This window comes from Luteococcus sp. Sow4_B9 (assembly GCF_052116585.1).
Taxonomy (GTDB): Bacteria; Actinomycetota; Actinomycetes; order Propionibacteriales; family Propionibacteriaceae; genus Luteococcus.
On sequence record NZ_JBQKKT010000003.1, the window covers coordinates 177,737 to 193,251 of the forward strand.

General features: G+C 64.0%; 12 protein-coding genes. 7 read left to right on the forward strand and 5 right to left on the reverse strand.

Translation table 11 applies throughout. From position 1 onward, the window contains the following. Nucleotides 1-237: 237 nt before the first annotated feature. Nucleotides 238-1,146, reverse strand: a complete 909-nt coding sequence (locus tag ACTQ49_RS03430) for a type IV toxin-antitoxin system AbiEi family antitoxin domain-containing protein (protein ID WP_441826439.1) — start codon at nucleotides 1,144-1,146, stop codon at nucleotides 238-240. Nucleotides 1,147-1,798: 652 nt separating this feature from the next. Continuing rightward, nucleotides 1,799-2,575 (reverse strand): C40 family peptidase, encoded by a 777-nt coding sequence (locus ACTQ49_RS03435; RefSeq protein WP_441826440.1) that lies wholly within the window; start codon nucleotides 2,573-2,575, stop codon nucleotides 1,799-1,801. Between the two features lie 646 nt (nucleotides 2,576-3,221). Between ACTQ49_RS03435 and rplJ the strand changes: the two genes are divergently transcribed. The 7 genes from rplJ (at nucleotide 3,222) to ACTQ49_RS03470 (ending at nucleotide 10,344) form a co-directional block, all read left to right on the forward strand. Continuing rightward, nucleotides 3,222-3,869, forward strand: a complete 648-nt coding sequence (gene rplJ / locus ACTQ49_RS03440; RefSeq protein ID WP_441826441.1) for a 50S ribosomal protein L10 — start codon at nucleotides 3,222-3,224, stop codon at nucleotides 3,867-3,869. A 33-nt stretch (nucleotides 3,870-3,902) separates the two neighbouring features. Next, nucleotides 3,903-4,301, forward strand: coding sequence for a 50S ribosomal protein L7/L12 (gene rplL, locus ACTQ49_RS03445; protein WP_441826442.1), 399 nt, complete (start codon nucleotides 3,903-3,905; stop codon nucleotides 4,299-4,301). A gap of 383 nt (nucleotides 4,302-4,684) precedes the next feature. Then, nucleotides 4,685-5,899: a non-hydrolyzing UDP-N-acetylglucosamine 2-epimerase gene (gene wecB, locus ACTQ49_RS03450; protein WP_441826443.1), complete on the forward strand. Its 1,215-nt coding sequence runs from the start codon at nucleotides 4,685-4,687 to the stop codon at nucleotides 5,897-5,899. A gap of 285 nt (nucleotides 5,900-6,184) precedes the next feature. Next, a complete protein-coding gene (locus tag ACTQ49_RS03455; RefSeq protein ID WP_441826444.1) occupies nucleotides 6,185-7,576 on the forward strand; it encodes a glycosyltransferase family 61 protein in 1,392 nt (463 codons plus the stop codon). Next, entirely contained in the window at nucleotides 7,573-8,454 is an 882-nt protein-coding gene (locus tag ACTQ49_RS03460) for an ABC transporter permease (protein ID WP_441826445.1), read from the forward strand. Before ACTQ49_RS03455 ends, ACTQ49_RS03460 begins: the two co-directional genes overlap by 4 nt. A gap of 169 nt (nucleotides 8,455-8,623) precedes the next feature. Then, on the forward strand, nucleotides 8,624-9,538 hold the full coding sequence (locus ACTQ49_RS03465) for a taurine ABC transporter substrate-binding protein (RefSeq protein ID WP_441826446.1): 915 nt from the start codon (nucleotides 8,624-8,626) through the stop codon (nucleotides 9,536-9,538). A gap of 44 nt (nucleotides 9,539-9,582) precedes the next feature. Then, nucleotides 9,583-10,344: an ABC transporter ATP-binding protein gene (locus ACTQ49_RS03470; RefSeq protein ID WP_441826447.1), complete on the forward strand. Its 762-nt coding sequence runs from the start codon at nucleotides 9,583-9,585 to the stop codon at nucleotides 10,342-10,344. Between the two features lie 27 nt (nucleotides 10,345-10,371). Here ACTQ49_RS03470 and ACTQ49_RS03475 read toward each other — a convergent pair whose 3' ends face one another. The 3 genes from ACTQ49_RS03475 to ACTQ49_RS03485 form a co-directional block, all read right to left on the reverse strand. Next, complete coding sequence (locus ACTQ49_RS03475) at nucleotides 10,372-12,108, reverse strand: hypothetical protein (RefSeq protein ID WP_441826448.1); 1,737 nt, start codon at nucleotides 12,106-12,108, stop codon at nucleotides 10,372-10,374. A gap of 539 nt (nucleotides 12,109-12,647) precedes the next feature. Next, entirely contained in the window at nucleotides 12,648-13,307 is a 660-nt protein-coding gene (locus ACTQ49_RS03480; protein ID WP_441826449.1) for an acyltransferase, read from the reverse strand. Continuing rightward, nucleotides 13,307-15,514, reverse strand: a complete 2,208-nt coding sequence (locus tag ACTQ49_RS03485) for a glycosyltransferase (protein ID WP_441826450.1) — start codon at nucleotides 15,512-15,514, stop codon at nucleotides 13,307-13,309. The genes ACTQ49_RS03480 and ACTQ49_RS03485 overlap by 1 nt, the downstream gene beginning before the upstream one ends. Nucleotide 15,515 lies beyond the last annotated feature (1 nt).

The window sequence follows — 15,515 nt, forward strand, 5'->3', positions numbered from 1 at the left end:
CATGGGTTTGGTGGGCTCGCGACGGGTAGAGCGCACGCGGGCTGATGGAATCCACGCGGCGCCGCGATGGGGAGTTGGAACCCACGCGGGTTGGCTGGACACACGCGCGCTGGCAAGCCGTGCAGGCAGGGCCCACGCGTTCAGACAGGGCCCACGCGTTCAGACGGGGCCCACGCGTGCAGGCAGAACCTCAACAGGCAGGCAGAATTCAGGCGAGTCGCGGGAGCGACAATGGGATCAGCGCAGGCCGCCGTGCCGCAGCACATTCCAGAGAGTGGCGGTCCACCGGGTGAGGTCTGCCATCTCGGGGGTGGTCCATCGGTGCACCCACCAGCCGCGGCCGCGGAAGGAGTGTTCGCGTTCCTTCTCGGCCTGCAGCACACTGGCGAGCTCCTGCCCGGGCTTCAAGATCCGTCCGTACTTGATGCGTCCGTCGAACTCGCCGAGCACCTTCAATTCCTCCCATCCGAAGTCGGCACGGCCCAGCAGTCGTCCGTGGGCGTCGTGGATGGGCAGCTGAAGGGTGGGCATCGGCAACCCGGCGTCGTGCATGAACCAGCGGCTGCGCGATTCCCCGGCGCTCTCGGCCCGCCCGTCGCCCAGGCCAAGGACGGCGCGCGCACGTGGCATGCCGTGCATGTTCTTCTGCGACTGCAGGATGTCTTGCAGGGTGCCGGGGTCGGCATGGGCACGGAGGGCGGCATCAACGACGGCGAGCCCACGGTCGGGAGACAGCGTCCGGGCCAGATCGACGGCCGTTCGCTCAAGACTGGTGACGGGAAAGCCATTGACCTCGACGATCTCGCTGCGATCGAGCGGGGCGCGGTGCACCTGCACGGTGGTGCGCACCAGTCCACCCGACCGGCCGGGGCGGGTGATGTGCACGCGATTGAGCTCGTCGGGAGGCAGGGGCAGGCCCAGCAGCGCGGCTGCGGAGTGGTGGCTCAGGACCCCCGAGTGCAGTCGTGGCCAGGTCGCCGTGATCAGCAGACGGTGCCGTTCCTCATACTCGGGGGCGGGACCCTGCGAGAGATCCAGGTAGTCCCCTCGTCGCAGTCTCTCCAACGTGCCCTGGGCCAGGTTGCGGCGGATGTCGGCGGGTGTCATCCCGCGGGCGATGAGCTCATGATGCGCGTAGGTCTTCACGCTTCCAATGTGGACATTCGGACCTCGAAATGTTCATGATCATCACTGGCCTGTGGACAACTCCTCGTCCACAGGCCCTCCGTCGACGTCGCGCGTGGGTTTGGGCTTGCCACTGTGCTCTCGCGTGGGTTTGGTGGCTTCGCGACGGGTGGAGCGCACGCGGGGTGATGGAAGCCACGCGGGGTGTTGGAAGCCACGCGGGGTGTTGGAAGCCACGCGGGGCGAAGGAGCCACCCTGTGCCGCGGCCGCAGGTCTTGGGCGGAGGCCGGGGCATGTTGGGCGCCTGACGGCGCGTGGGTTTGGGCTGGCCACTGTCCCCGCGCGTGGGTTTGGTGGCTTCGCGACGGGCAGAGCGCACGCGGGGTGATGGAACCCACGCGGGGCTGCGATGGGGGAGTTGGATCCCACGCGGGGCTGCGATGGGGAGTGGGATCCCACGCGGGCTCGTGGATCCCACGCGGGGAGATGGAAGCCGCGCGGGGTGCTAGAGCACACGCGGGCTGGCGGTGCTCACATCCCACGCCGCCCGACGCACGGGGAGCGTCTACACCCCAGGAGGAACCAACAAGGGCCCGATTCCTCGAGAGAATCGGGCCCTTGCCCTTGGCCCAATGGGCCGGGTCTGGAACCTGGATCAGGCTGCCACCTGGATCAGGCGGGGCGCACCGCGCTGTAGAAGCCCATGGTGCTCATCTTGACCTTCTTGACGTTCTGGCCAGTGCGGGGAGCGTGGATCACGTAGCCGTTGCCGACGTAGATGCCCACGTGGCCGCCACCGTAGAAGCCGACGATGTCGCCGGGCTGGAGGTTGGACTTGCTGACGCGCTTCAGGCCGCGCAGCTGGGCGTGGCTGGTGCGGGGGATGCTCTTGCCGGCAGCCTTCCAGGCGGCACCGGTCAGGCCGGAGCAGTCGTAGCTGCTGGGGCCGGTGGCGCCGTAGCGGTAGGGCTTGCCGATCTGCGAGTAGGCAAAGTTGACGGCGCGCTGGCCCTTGCTGGAGGCGGGGGCGGTGATGCTGCTGGTGACAGTGCGCTTGGGGGCGGCCTTCTTCACGCCCTTCTTGGCGGCCCAGTTGCCGGCGCCGCTCTGCAGGGCGCGCAGGGTGCGGGCGTCGAGATTGCGGCTGCGGGGGACCAGACGGGAGTCCTGGTAGCGCTGCATCGCGTTGAGGGTCTGGGGGCCGAAGTAGCCGGTGGCCGAGACCTTGAAGCCCATCTGGGTGAGCGCGAGCTGCAGGTTCTTGACCTGGGCGCCACGGGTGCCGTACTTGACCGTGCCCTTGATCTTCTTGGCGTGGCTCATGGAGCAGTAGACGTTGGCCTTCTTGCCGCACACGGCTGCCTCGGCGGGCGTGGCGGTGGCGAAGGTGCTGACGCCCATTGCCGCGGTGGCGGCGAAGACTGCGGCGGTCCTGCGGATCGTGGACATGGTCCCCCTTGTTAGGTGTACGGCTTCGCTCAGTGGGGCGCGGAGCCGGTCGTCTTTCTTGGAGTGCCACCCCCACTGGGCGACTGTCAGGACTCTACGTCCCTGAATCTTCTTCACCAACTCTCAGGTTTGATTAAGGATCAGCTCAGGGCGATATCGCGTTGGGTGAACGTCCGTTGAACGCCTAGTGGCAAGGGGGTTGCCTCGACGTCGAGAAGTTGAGTGTGAACTTGCTCACAGTTGAATCCTGGACGGTCACGCGACGCGGTGTCGGGGCCTCTCAGGGTTTTCCCCGACGGGGTCGACGTGTGCGTCGATGGGCGTGGGAGGATCGATGAGCCAGGAGCGGTCGATGGGGCGTGTCATCCCCGATTTTGCGTCGACGGTGAAGTGTCGTACGCTTGGCTGAGCCAAAGACCGCTGGTAGAGATTTAATGCCGCTCGCAAGAACGGCGCCCGCGCAGGTGACCGCAGTACGATTCCCAGGCCCGACCACGTGCCCCGCACGTGTCCAGTCTGGAAGTTGCCCCGCGCCACTTGTGCGTCGGGGCTTTTTTGATGTCCCGAGTCCCTCCTGGTTGCTGGCATACGGCGGGTCGCTCCTCGTGGGCGGCTCGCGGACTACAGGAAGTGGGAAGGAGACCCAATGGCGAGGCCAGACAAGGCAGCTGCGGTCGACGAGCTGAAGCAGGGCTTCACGAACGCCGATGCAGCCGTGCTGACCGAGTACCGCGGACTCACCGTCGGCAACCTGCAGGAACTGCGCAGGTCGCTGGGTGAGGACGCCACCTACGCCGTTGCGAAGAACACCCTGACCACGATCGCGGCCAAGGAAGCCGGTATTGAGGGGCTCGACGAGCAGCTCACCGGACCCACCGCCATCGCCTTCATCAACGGTGACGTTGCCACCGTTGCGAAGGGTCTGCGCGACTTCGCAAAGGCTAACCCCCTCCTGGTCATCAAGGGCGGTGTGATGGACGGAAAGGTCCTGAACGCCGACGAGGTCAAGAAGCTTGCCGATCTCGAGTCGCGTGAGGTCCTCCTCGCGAAGCTCGCGGGCGCCATGAAGGCCGCCCCCCAGCAGGCTGTTTCGCTGTTTGCCGCTCCGCTCGCCCAGGCCGCTCGCGCCCTGGGTGCCCTGGAGACCAAGGCTCAGGGAGACCCCTCGATCATCGCTGGTGCCGGTTCGGCGCCCGCGGCTGACCAGGACGCCGCCGAGGCCACCTCGGAGGCACCCGCCGCTGATGCGGCAGATGCAGCTGACGCTGCTGACAACACCGACGCGGCCAACTGACGCTGCATCAGACAGAAATACGAAAGGACCATCATGGCCAAGCTCAGCACTGAAGAGCTCCTTGACGCTTTCAAGGAGATGACCCTGATCGAGCTCTCTGAGTTCGTGAAGCAGTTCGAGGAGACCTTCGAGGTCACCGCCGCTGCTCCGGTTGCCGTTGCCGCCGCTCCCGCGGCCGGTGGCGCTGCCGGTGGCGACGCCGCCGCCGCCGACGAGGGCTCGGACGAGGTTTCCGTCATCCTCGAGGCCGCTGGCGACAAGAAGATCCAGGTCATCAAGGAGGTGCGCGCCCTGACCTCCCTCGGTCTGAAGGAGGCCAAGGACCTCGTCGAGGGTGCCCCGAAGCCCGTTCTGGAGAACGTGGCCAAGGACGCCGCCGCCAAGGCCAAGGAGCAGCTCGAGGCCGCCGGCGCCACCGTCACCATCAAGTGACTCTTTGCGCCTGATCTGCGCGTGACCCGTTGACGGTTGCCGCACTCAGCACCCGGCAGGGGGTGGTTGGAGCAATCCAGCCACCCCCTGCCGTTTGTCCTTTGGGCAAGGAATTCCTGTCAGGGCAGGGAGTCTGGGAGTATGAGCGCGTGCAGATGTCGGCGGGGGACTGTGCCACTGGGCGAAGCATCACTTCATCCTCGGTGTCTCTCTATGCCGGTATGACGCTATAGTGATCGAGACCAATGGGGGTGGTCGGGACGAGTCCCGCCACCCTTTTCGCTGTTTTCGGGGGAACTCAGCGTGCTTGGCCCGCGGGGGCGGCTGGGCACAACTCCGACGCCCCACTCGTCGGAGCTGGAACCGAGCAGAAAGCAGTCGGCATGAAGCACCGCGTCCTGGTGATCTACGGAACCCGCCCCGAGGCTGTGAAGGTGGCGCCGCTGGTGCGGGCCATGCAGTCCTCCTCCGAACTGGAGTGCGTGACCGCGGTCACCGGCCAGCACCGCGAGATGCTGGACCAGGTGAACGAGGTCTTCGGCATCGTCCCGGATCATGACCTGGCGCTCTTCGAGGCGGGGCAGTCGCTCAACAAGCTCTCCTCCAAGGTCTTTGCCGCCATGGATGCCCTGATCACCGAGGTTCAGCCGTCGGCCATCGTGGTGCAGGGCGACACCACCACCGTCGCCGTGGCCGCCATTGCCGGCTTCAATCGCCAGATCCCCGTCGTGCACCTGGAGGCGGGCCTGCGCTCCGGCGACATTGATTCGCCCTTCCCCGAGGAGGCCAACCGCAAGCTGGCCGGCCAGGTGGCCAAGCTGCACCTCTCGCCGACGCCCGAGGCGCGGGCCAACCTGCTGGCCGAGGGGGTCAACCCCGACAGTGTCGTCGTGACCGGCAACACCGTCATCGACGCCATGCTGGAGACCGCGGAGATGAGCAACACCTTCGACGACGAGCGACTCACCGCCGCCGTGGAGGCCGGTCGACGCATCATCGCCCTGACAGTGCACCGTCGTGAGAACCTGGGCGCCCCGATGGCCTCGATCGCCGCGGCCGTGGGGCAGATCGCGTCGCTGTACCCGGAGGCGACCATCGTCTTCCCGATGCACCGCAACCCGGCCGTGCGCGAGGCGATGCTGCCCGTGCTCAATGAGCACGAGAATGTCATCACCATCGAGCCACTGGACTATGTGCAGTTCATCCACCTGCAGAAGAATGCCCACCTGGTGCTGACCGATTCGGGCGGCGTCCAGGAGGAGGCCCCCAGCATGGGCAAGCCCGTGCTGGTGCTGCGCAACAACACCGAACGTCCCGAGGCCGTCACCGCCGGCACGGTGCGCCTGATTGGCACCGACACCGAGCGCATCGTCAACGAGGTGGCGCGCCTGATGGACAACCCCATCGCCTACGAGGAGATGGCCCACGCCGTCAATCCCTACGGCGACGGCCTGGCCGCCCGGCGGGCCGTGGCCGCGATCGAGCAGCTGCTCGGGGTGGGCACGCGCGTGGCTGACTTCGAGCCGCTCCTGCCTGGACAGATCATCGAGTTTGACGCCGTGAACGTGAGCGCTCAGGTCATGGCCGCAGTCAGTTGATCCTTCGTGCCCTCGGCAGGGGTGCCCCGGCCGAGGGCAGCCCTTCATTCCCAAGTTCCATCCCACCCCCCTTGGAAAGCCGCTGCCATGAATGCTCCGTGCTCGCGTGTCCCCGTCCATCTGACAGTTGGTGAACAGGCACTGGCTGTGGGGGGCGTGCTTTGGAACGTGGACGGACTCCCTGTTGCCGCGGCATCTTCTGGGACAGCCCTGCGCATGTGCGGTGGGGATGAACCTGTTGTCGGTACTTGGGATGACGTCCTGGACGGGTACGACATCCTGTCCGTGAGTGATGTAGAGACCGCTGGCTTTGGTGACCGTTTCGCTACCCTCTGGCCGGCACTTGAACCGGGAGGTTCCTACGAGGTTGGTGGCTGCCGGCAGCCAGTTCGTGATGCGGCCTCCTTCGCCCAGGAGTATCTGGATGGAGGTCGCAAAGAGACCGTGGCCTTTCTGGTGCGGACGGTGTCGCAGGTGGTGAGTGATTCCGAGGTTGTGACGCTCTCCAAGTCGGTCTATCGCCATCAGCGCATGCATGCCGTGTCACAACGCCAAGCTTCGGCCCATCGGGTGGAGCTGCTACCGGCTGCGTTCTACCGGCGTGAGGCGCCCTTGATCGTCGGTTCTCCGGTTAAGGAGCGTATGGCGCGCGACGCGCACCGCGACTACCAGCCGCAGTTTGTCCCAGCCCAGTTCTTGTCTGCGCTGGGAGAGTGCTTCGTGTCCGGGTATGGCAATGTCCACCCCTCAGAAGGGGCCGTCGTTGAGGAGTCATTCGCGAACTCGTGGCACACGACCACTCGAGGGCTTCTGCAGCGCAACGGGGATACGGACTGGTGGACATCCGTACAGGACGTCACTCCGCGCCAAGGTGTGGCGGTGGAAAAGCCCTGCATCATCCTCAAGCAGACGTGGGACGCCAACTACGGTCACTGGCTGGTCGACAATTTCGCCAGGCTCGCGCGGGTGGGAGAGTACCTGGACCTGGGCGAGGTTTCTGTCTTGGTCAATGATGTTCCCGAACCCATGCACGGGGTGATGGTGCAGTGCATGAATTTGCTGGGGATCGGCAAGGACCAGATCGTGGTGCAGGGCACTCACTCGATCCACCTCGCGGAGGCCTACTACCCGGGGCCGGTCTCCAGAGCGCCCTCAATGAAACACCCCCAAGCCGTCGACTTCCTTCGATCCCTCGTGCCCCTCGCTGCCGAGGCTGGAGGGCGAAATCATGCTCCGTCCGGCAAGGTGTATCTGAGCCGCAACAGAACAGGGAAACGGATGCTCACCAACGAAGATGAGCTCGTGCCCCACCTGGTCAAGCAGGGGTACGAGGTCGTCTACCCCGAGGAACTGTGCCTGTACGACCAGATGTGCACTTTGGGCGGTGCGCGACATGTGGTGGGAAACATGGGTGCCGCGCTCACGAATCTCGTCTTTTCACCTCCCGGCGTCAACATGGTGGCACTAGCGACCCCGGGCATGTCACACGACTACTTTTACGACATCGTGTCGCTCAAACAAGGCAGGTACGTGGGGATCCAAGCGTCAGGGGCGTCGAACACGCCTCTCACGGCCGACTTCTCGCTTGAGGTCAATAGCGTCCTGGATGTGTTGGCATCAGAGGGATTTCTAGATGGCGGAGCCCGTGCTCGGTCGATGGAAGGAGTGACCCAGTGACCGCCACGCACACCATCGTTGATTCCAAGGTGCGACACCTTACTGATGTGGCCCACCGGGAGAGCAGGGGGCGTCGCCGAAGAGGAATCCAGGATGTCACCCTCCAGGTGGGTGTCTTGGTGTTCTTCATCGCCGTCTGGTGGATCGTTGCGGCGGCGCACTGGGTTTCGCCGCAGTACCTCCCATCGCCCGCAAGCGTGGGGAAGGCATTTCTCCAAGCAAATACCTGTCGTGACATCGGCGACGGGCAGACCGCCTGCGGTGAGCAGAACTACTATCTGTGGGAACACCTACTCGTCTCGCTCAACCGAATCGGGGTCGGTGTCGCGCTGGCCATGGTTGTGGGACTCCTATTCGGATTCGCGCTTGGAATGGTGCGCCCCCTCCGGATTGCGCTGTCGCCCATGCTCAATTTTGTGAGAGCCCTGCCCCCTCTGGGCTATGCCGGTCTTGTCATCGTCTGGGTGGGGATTGGTGCAGCGGCAAAGATCTGGCTGTTGTTCCTGGCCGCCTTCCCTCCGATTGCGATCTCCGCCATGCAAGGGGTTTCTTCGGTCAGCCCCGAACGTCTACAAGCCGCGCAGTCGATGGGCGCGACTCGTCTGCAGATCTGGCGCTATGTCGTGCTGCCCCATTCGTTGGAGTCCATCGTGCAAGGCCTGCGTCTGGCGGTTGGGTTCGCTTGGACGACGGTCGTTGCTGCCGAGCTCAACAACGGCATCCCCGGAATCGGGGGTCTTGCTTACTTCTCGGGCACGCGACTTCAGACACCGCTGACCTTGGCCTGCGTCATCACCATCGGTCTGGTGGCAGTAGCGCTCGATTGGGGCATCGCCCGTGTCGGGACAGCTCTGGTGCCTTGGAAGGGAGGTGGATGAGATGAGCACGGATGTCTTGCGATCAGCCGCCGCGAAGAAGGTACGTGCTGGGGTGGTGGCGGTCGGTGTAGTCACTCTTTTTGCCTCCGGTGGAATGATCGATCCCAACAGGGCAGTGCATCCAGACGCCCAGGTCAGGGAAGCCTGCCCGATTGCGGTGGACGAGTCAGTGACCACGAAGGTCCGCATTGCCTGGCAGCCAGTCCCCAATGGTGACCTTGTGGTCAAGGACCGTCGCTGGCTGGAAGCCTGCATGCCCAACGCGACCATCGAGTGGATGAAGATGAGCTCCGGCGCGGATGTCGTACAAGCCTTCGGCGCGAATGCCATCGACATGGGCCAGATCGGCTCGTCGCCGATGGTCAAGTCCGTGTCAGGACCGCTGGACCTGGACATCCAGACGGTCTGGATCCATGACATCATCGGCAAGGCCGAATCCCTGGTGGTCCGGGATTCGGGCGTGACTGGCCTCGATGGGCTCAAGGGCAAGCGCGTCGCGGCAGCCTTCGGTTCCACCGCGCACTACTCACTGATCCGTGCTCTGAGCGCCCAAGGTCTGCTCAACTCTGTCACGCTGGTCAACCTGGCCCCCGATGCGATGCTCGGTGCCTGGAACAGTGGCGAGATCGATGCGGCCTGGGTCTGGGACCCCGTCCTGTCCCAGCTTGCCGCCAAGGGACGGGTGGTTCTTTCCAGCGCTGACACCGCCAGCCAGGGATCTCCGACCTTCGACCTCGAAGCGGCCACCGCTGAGTTTTCGGCCGCCAACCCAGCCTTCATGACAGTGTGGACCCAACTCCAGGATCGGGCAGTGACCATGATCAGGGACAGGCCAGACCAGGCTGCGGCGAGCATCGGCAGCGCACTCGGTGTGCCAGCTGAGGAAGCCCAGACCCTGTTGCCCGGCTACGAATACCCGACCGCACACGAGCAGAACACCAAGAAGTACTTCGGTGGGGGGATGGTCCGTCTGTGCACCAGCACCGGCGGGTTCCTCAGGGACCAAGGCTCTGTGACCGTGCCTGCCTCCGCCGACAGGTGCGTTCGCGCCTTCAGCCCGAGCAAGAAGGAGGGCGGCCGATGAGTCAGGAGTGGGGCCTGAAGGCATCTGGGACGTCAGCCTTGCCGATGATCCAGATCAAGGAATCCGAGCACGTGTACTTCTCGGACTCAGGGGAGGCCGTACACGCTCTGGCACCCACCACCCTCGACATTCCTGCAGGGCAGTTCCTGTGTGTCGTAGGGCCCTCGGGTTGCGGCAAGACAACCCTTCTGAAACAAATCGCGGGATTCCTCCGTCCTACACGCGGAGAGGTTCTCGTGCGGGGGAAAAACGTCACGGGTCCTGGAGCTGAGCGAGGCGTCGTATTCCAGCACCCGAACCTCTACCCGTGGTTCTCGGTGGAGGAGAACGTGTCGCTGGGTCTGCGGTTGCGCGGAGTCGGCCGTTCGGAGCGCTCCCGAACTGCTCGTGAGTATCTCGAGATGGTGGGCCTCGGCAGCTTCTGCGACGCCAAACCGTATGAACTCTCGGGTGGCATGCAACAGCGGGCGCAGATCGCCAGAGTGCTGGCCAACTCTCCGGAGATCATCCTCATGGATGAGCCGTTCGGGGCCTTGGACGCCCTGACCCGCGAAAGGCTTCAGGCAGACCTCTTGGCACTGCAGCGGGAGACGCACAAGACAGTGTTCTTCATCACGCACTCCGTCGAGGAAGCAGTCTTCCTCGGTGACCGCGTCATTGTGATGGGGGCGCGTCCTGGGCACATCGTGCTGGACGTGCCAATCGAGCTCTCGATGCACGCCGGACACCTGCTCGGTCCAGAGATGAAGTCCATGCAGGAGTTCATTGAGCTACGTGACCTAGTGGCGGCAGCCATCACCGGCTGACGGGACGGATGGCCCACCGGCCTCCCTTCACACGGCGAGGTCCTCCGAGGTGAGGACACGCGAGCTCCAGGGGAAGTCCGGACGGCGAATGTATGCCGTCACACGCCACCGTCCGGGCGCGAGATTGCCTTCCTGGGGGTGGACCATCGTCGCGTCCTGTTCGTACCAACGAGTCAACACGCGCTGGTTCTCGTGGTGGATGTAGAAGGCGTACTCGGCCGGTCCCTCGACACCATCGACGGCGATGGCCAGCCGTCCGTCAGTGGATGTGACGTGCAGATGAGCTGGGCCGACCGTGGCCTTCGAGAGCACTGCCGCGTAGGCACCCGGCTGCGGTTGCCACGCGTCCTGAGAGACGCTCGCGGCAAGGCTGATAGTGCGCTTGTCGACCTTCACGCTCTCGGAGATCCCGAGCGCGTCGACGATGGTGGCGGTGCGTGCTGCATAGGTCACCGTCGACGACGGGCTGCTGTCCTGAGCCACGGCAATGGAGGGCGCCAGCAGCTTTGCGACGTCCCGCGTCTGTGGGTGGACCATGAGCAGGTCCATGTTCTCGTTGATGGTCGCCTGCGCCTCGGGAACGGTCTTCCACGGTTGGCCGCCGGTCTCCAGGACCTGCAACGGCTTCTGCCTGTTGCGTTGGTTCTGGTCTTCCCACGAAATCAAGCCACGCTCGCGCTTCGCGTCGGTCCAGACCGTGACGTCGCCGCGTGATTCCGCCAGCCATTCAGTGGGCCAAGGGTGTGCCTCGAAAGGCAGGACGTTCAAGTCCGGGGCACTCTGCTCGATGAGTGCGAACAAGAGTCGTCCCGTCTCCTGATCGCTGCGCTCCAAGAGTTGATTGGCCCAGAAGAACTCGGGCTGAGCCAGGGGATAGACCATGAGATTTCCAGTCGCTGCCGCGAGTTGGATGGTGCCGAAGTGTGAACGATTTCGGTGCATGGCGTAATAGCGGTCAAGGGTCGATTCGACATCCTCGCCAAGGCCGTAGTCGATGGCATTGACGAACGCTTGCTGGGCGGCGGCGTAGTGACTTTCCTGGACAGCAGCGCGAGGGACAAGAGTCGTGAACAGTCGTTCGAGATCAGTTCGGATGCCCTGCCGGGTATTCAGGTTGCCGGCAGCCCATCCTGGGTAGGAGTCATGGTGTAGGTGACCGTAGTGGCTGCGATAGAGCTCGCCGCCACCGCCGTGGAGGCTGAGCGTTGGAGATGTGCTGGGAACTCCGACGCGGGCGGGGGCGCGGAACTCGTAGCTCTGACCCCCGCGATAGTCCTGCCACAACGACAGCGACTCCTGGAAGGTGACGGGGCGCTGCGGAGTTTCGTTGGCTGACTGCCAGCGCAGAGCATAGTGGTCCACCATCGTTGCGGCGAGAGGTAGATCGCGCGCGATGACTTCCCGACTTGGCCCCGGAGGGGCGCTCCGCGGGTCGGCCGAATAGATCTCGAGTTGCCTCTCGAGGCCTGCGGCGATGGCAAGCGCCAAGACTGCGCGTGAGTCCTTGCCACCTGAGAGACCCAACGTGAAGCCGGACAGGTCTCCGCGTGCCGCAGACCGAAGGGTGGCCGTGGCGCGCTCGGTGCCAGCGGCGATCAGCTGTTCGAATGAACGGCCATGAGGGTCCTGGAAGAAGGGGCGCGTGCACAGCTCCACACCCTCTTGGGTCACCAGGAGGAACTGGTCCGGACGGAGGGTCTGCGCCCCCGCACGTACCGACAGGGGCGAGGAACGCTGGGTGAAGATCGTGGCGTTGGTGACCAAGGAGGGGATCGCGGTGCTCCAGTCGATGGCGGGGACGTCGCCGTCATCGGTGAGGCTCTTCGCCAGACCTCTCAGGGAGCTGGAGACGTGAACCTTGCCCTGTGATCCGCCTCCGCGGAAGGCCCAATTGACGGGGCAGTAGCCGAAGAAGTCGCTGGCGAAGACGACCGCCTGCTGGTCGGAGGACTGGAACATGCCGAACCACTCGCCCGTCCACAGAAGGGCATCTTCCAGCGTGGCTGACGCCAATTCACCCTGCAGGGCAGTGTCAAGTGTTGACTGGCATACGCCTTGGGGCGTGGCGATGACTCCGATTAATGCTACGGGGCGGAAGTCGGCCGTGGGGCGCGAACCCATGCGAGGACGCCCAGTGCCGACTCCGGTCACGGTGAGAGCACTGTGAGTTCGGTCAATCGAAGAGGTTCTTTCGCCTTCTGTACCATTTACCCTCGTCATACTGGAATCCGTCCTTTTAACCCTTCGGTTGCCCTGTTCAGTGGGGGATTGCTTCTTGGGATCCTGAACTTGGCTGGCTGTAGTCAGATGAATCTAGGATATGACTCTCGGTGCGGCAGCGTAGGCGCCGGAGGATTGCCTGGCTTCACCCAAGCTACGCCTCTCCGACGCACTGTCGCTGGGACTCCGACGGCCAATGCGTGGACGTCAATGGGATGCGACGCAGTCACTACGGACATGGTTCCGATGATTGCTCCCCCGCCGATGGTGCTGCCTCCCATCACCGTTGCGCCTGCGCCGATCCACACGTGGTCCCCGATTTTGATGGGGCGACTGAAATTAATGCGCTCCCCACTCTCCAGGTCATAAATTGGGTGATTGTCATAGGCGCGCAACGCCACGTTCTTTGCGAATAGACAGTCATCTCCGATGTCAACTGAGACGCCATCCTCTGTAACGATCTCCAAATTTGACGTCACGCTGAGGAGCTCACCAATCGTGACCGTGCAGTCCCGGCCCACGGCGATTGCCCCTCTAAAACAGCTTCGCTGTCCGATGGAGATCCGGCCATTGGGTTGGTGGAACTGAACTCCTCCCGACCAGGTGACTCCTTGTTCGAACCGGATGACACAATTTGTAGAATTGAAATTGATTGAGCTTCCGGGCATGGTCTTTGAGGGGCTTCCGATGATTCTGTTCCCCAGTTCATCCTCGTAAGGGCCGATCTCGGTCACTCGAGGCATCAGAGATTGCTCATCGGGGAAGTGGCGTAGGCGATTTGCGCCAAAGACTCGCGGATCTTCGGTGTGTCGCCGCCGGGTGTGAGGAAATCAATATCCTCCCGTTGCGTCATGGGTGACCCATCGTCCACCAGAGCCCACACCTTTCCACCAGCGCTGCTGTAGTCACTCAGCTTGGAGGGGAGGAAGGGGTTGATGGGAAGGTTGACGTCACGGATGACATCGTTCACCAGGAGAACGTCGAACAGAGTGGCCGCGTTCAGGAACTCCAAATAGTCCAAGTACGGGTTCACGTAGACGTTGGCGCTGAGATGTTGCTCGGCGATCTGTTCCTTGACGAGCTTCGGGTTGTTGCAGAAAATGTGGAACCGCACCTTGCGACGCACCTCAGAAGACGAGTTCTGGAGGGCCGTCATCACCTCACCGATCCCACGATTCGGGTAGAAGCTGCCAAAGTAGGCGATGTTCACCACGCCATCGGGCACCTCATATGAGGTGGGGGACACGTGGTACAGCTCAGGAGCTGGCGTGGGATGCGGACGGACACGTGCCTTCTTGAGCACCATCGCCTTGAAGTCTTGGTCCTTGTACAAGGACAGCATGTAGTCGAGCTGGTTCTGGTTTGTGAACAGGAGGTCGTCCGCGAGCACCATCGTGGCTGCCTCGATCAAGTCGAAGCTGGACTCGATGGGCAGGTGGGCGAAGCCCTTGCCAGCGATGCCCTGTCGCAGACGTTCCGAGACGTCGTTGTCGACCAGGGCTGCCTTTCGAGGCAGGCCGGCCGCATCCCTGCGCAGCGGATCGGAGAACTCGGCCGTCCACACCACGTTCCAATGGCGCAGCTTGAACAGGGCCGCGGCAACGTGGGACCCGGCCCAGAGGGCGCGGCTGTACATGGTCTCGTACGGACCCTTGGTGGCGTCGAGCTTCTCCGCCTTGTCGAGAGCCTTCGCTGCGAAGTCGGAGATGTTGTTCCAGTCCGCGAAGGACGGGGGCGCCTGGACCACGACGTGCTGATCCACCCACGGATCGGACAACATGCGCAGCGATTCGTCTACCCGACGGATCTTCGACATGTCATTCGAGATCACGTCAACGATCCGCTCGCGTTCCGCGATTGCCTTGCCCGCGACGACACCGGAAGTGTCGGAGAAGGGCATGAAGCAGTAGGCGATCGCAAGATCACGAGCCATGCCACTGTTCAGCTTCGCCCAGGGGAGGTGACGGTGATCCTCAATGGGCACCCGACGCAGGATCTCATCCCGTCCCCCCTCGTTCGCTTCGGCATATCGAGCAATGAACCCCTGCTGGGCCTTGATCAGCTGGGTGATCGCGGCGGCATCCTGCTTCGAGGCGGCCCGCTGGGTGGCCTCAAGGTCCTTGATGCACGCAAGGCGCTCTTCCACTAGGAACTCGAAGGTGCCGGTGCGGCGTGAGATCGAGTCGTCGCGGAGCTGCCGGAGGTAGGCCCTGTCCGGCCCGGGGCGCACTGCAGTGATGTGAATGCCAGGTTCGGTGAGCAGGTGCGCGAAGTAGACGAGGTCTTCACCGCTGCGCAGGTCGGTCCGGTAGCTGGCCTTGCGTGCCAGCTCGATGGGGACGAGCTTGCAGGCGTTGAAGCCGAGGGCCCACGGGATCTCGCGAGCCAGCACCCGCTTGCCGAGGAGGGCATCGATTCGTGTGCCGAGGGAATTGTTCGGGTCAATGTCGCCATCGGGCGTGACATTGACGATGGGGGCCAGGGCAATGTCACCGCCTTCGACCGCGAGCATGAGCTCTTCCAAGAAGCGCGGCTCCACCGTGTCGTCGTCGTCGACGAAGGTGACATGACTCATCCGGGCGGCCGCCAGCCCGAGGTTGCGCGCCTCGCCAGCGCTTGCCCGGGACGACCGCAGGACCCTCAGATCCATGTCCAGCTCGGGGCCGAGGGACGCAAGTAGGGCCAGCGTGCCATCGTCCTCGCCGTTGGGCACGACGATCACCTCGTAGCGGGACCTGTCGAGGCTCTGGCTCGCCAAGGATTCCAGCGCGACGGCGATACGCCCCGCGCCTTGATAGGTCGGCATGATGACGGAAACACCATTGGCGGTCGGGTCGATGGCTTCCTGGGCCGGTCCGGCGCCCCGCAGGGCATCGATTTCGGCCTTGAGGTCATCAGGCGAAAGGACCAACCGGCGGGCGTACTCCTGGCTATCCACACGCGATTCCATG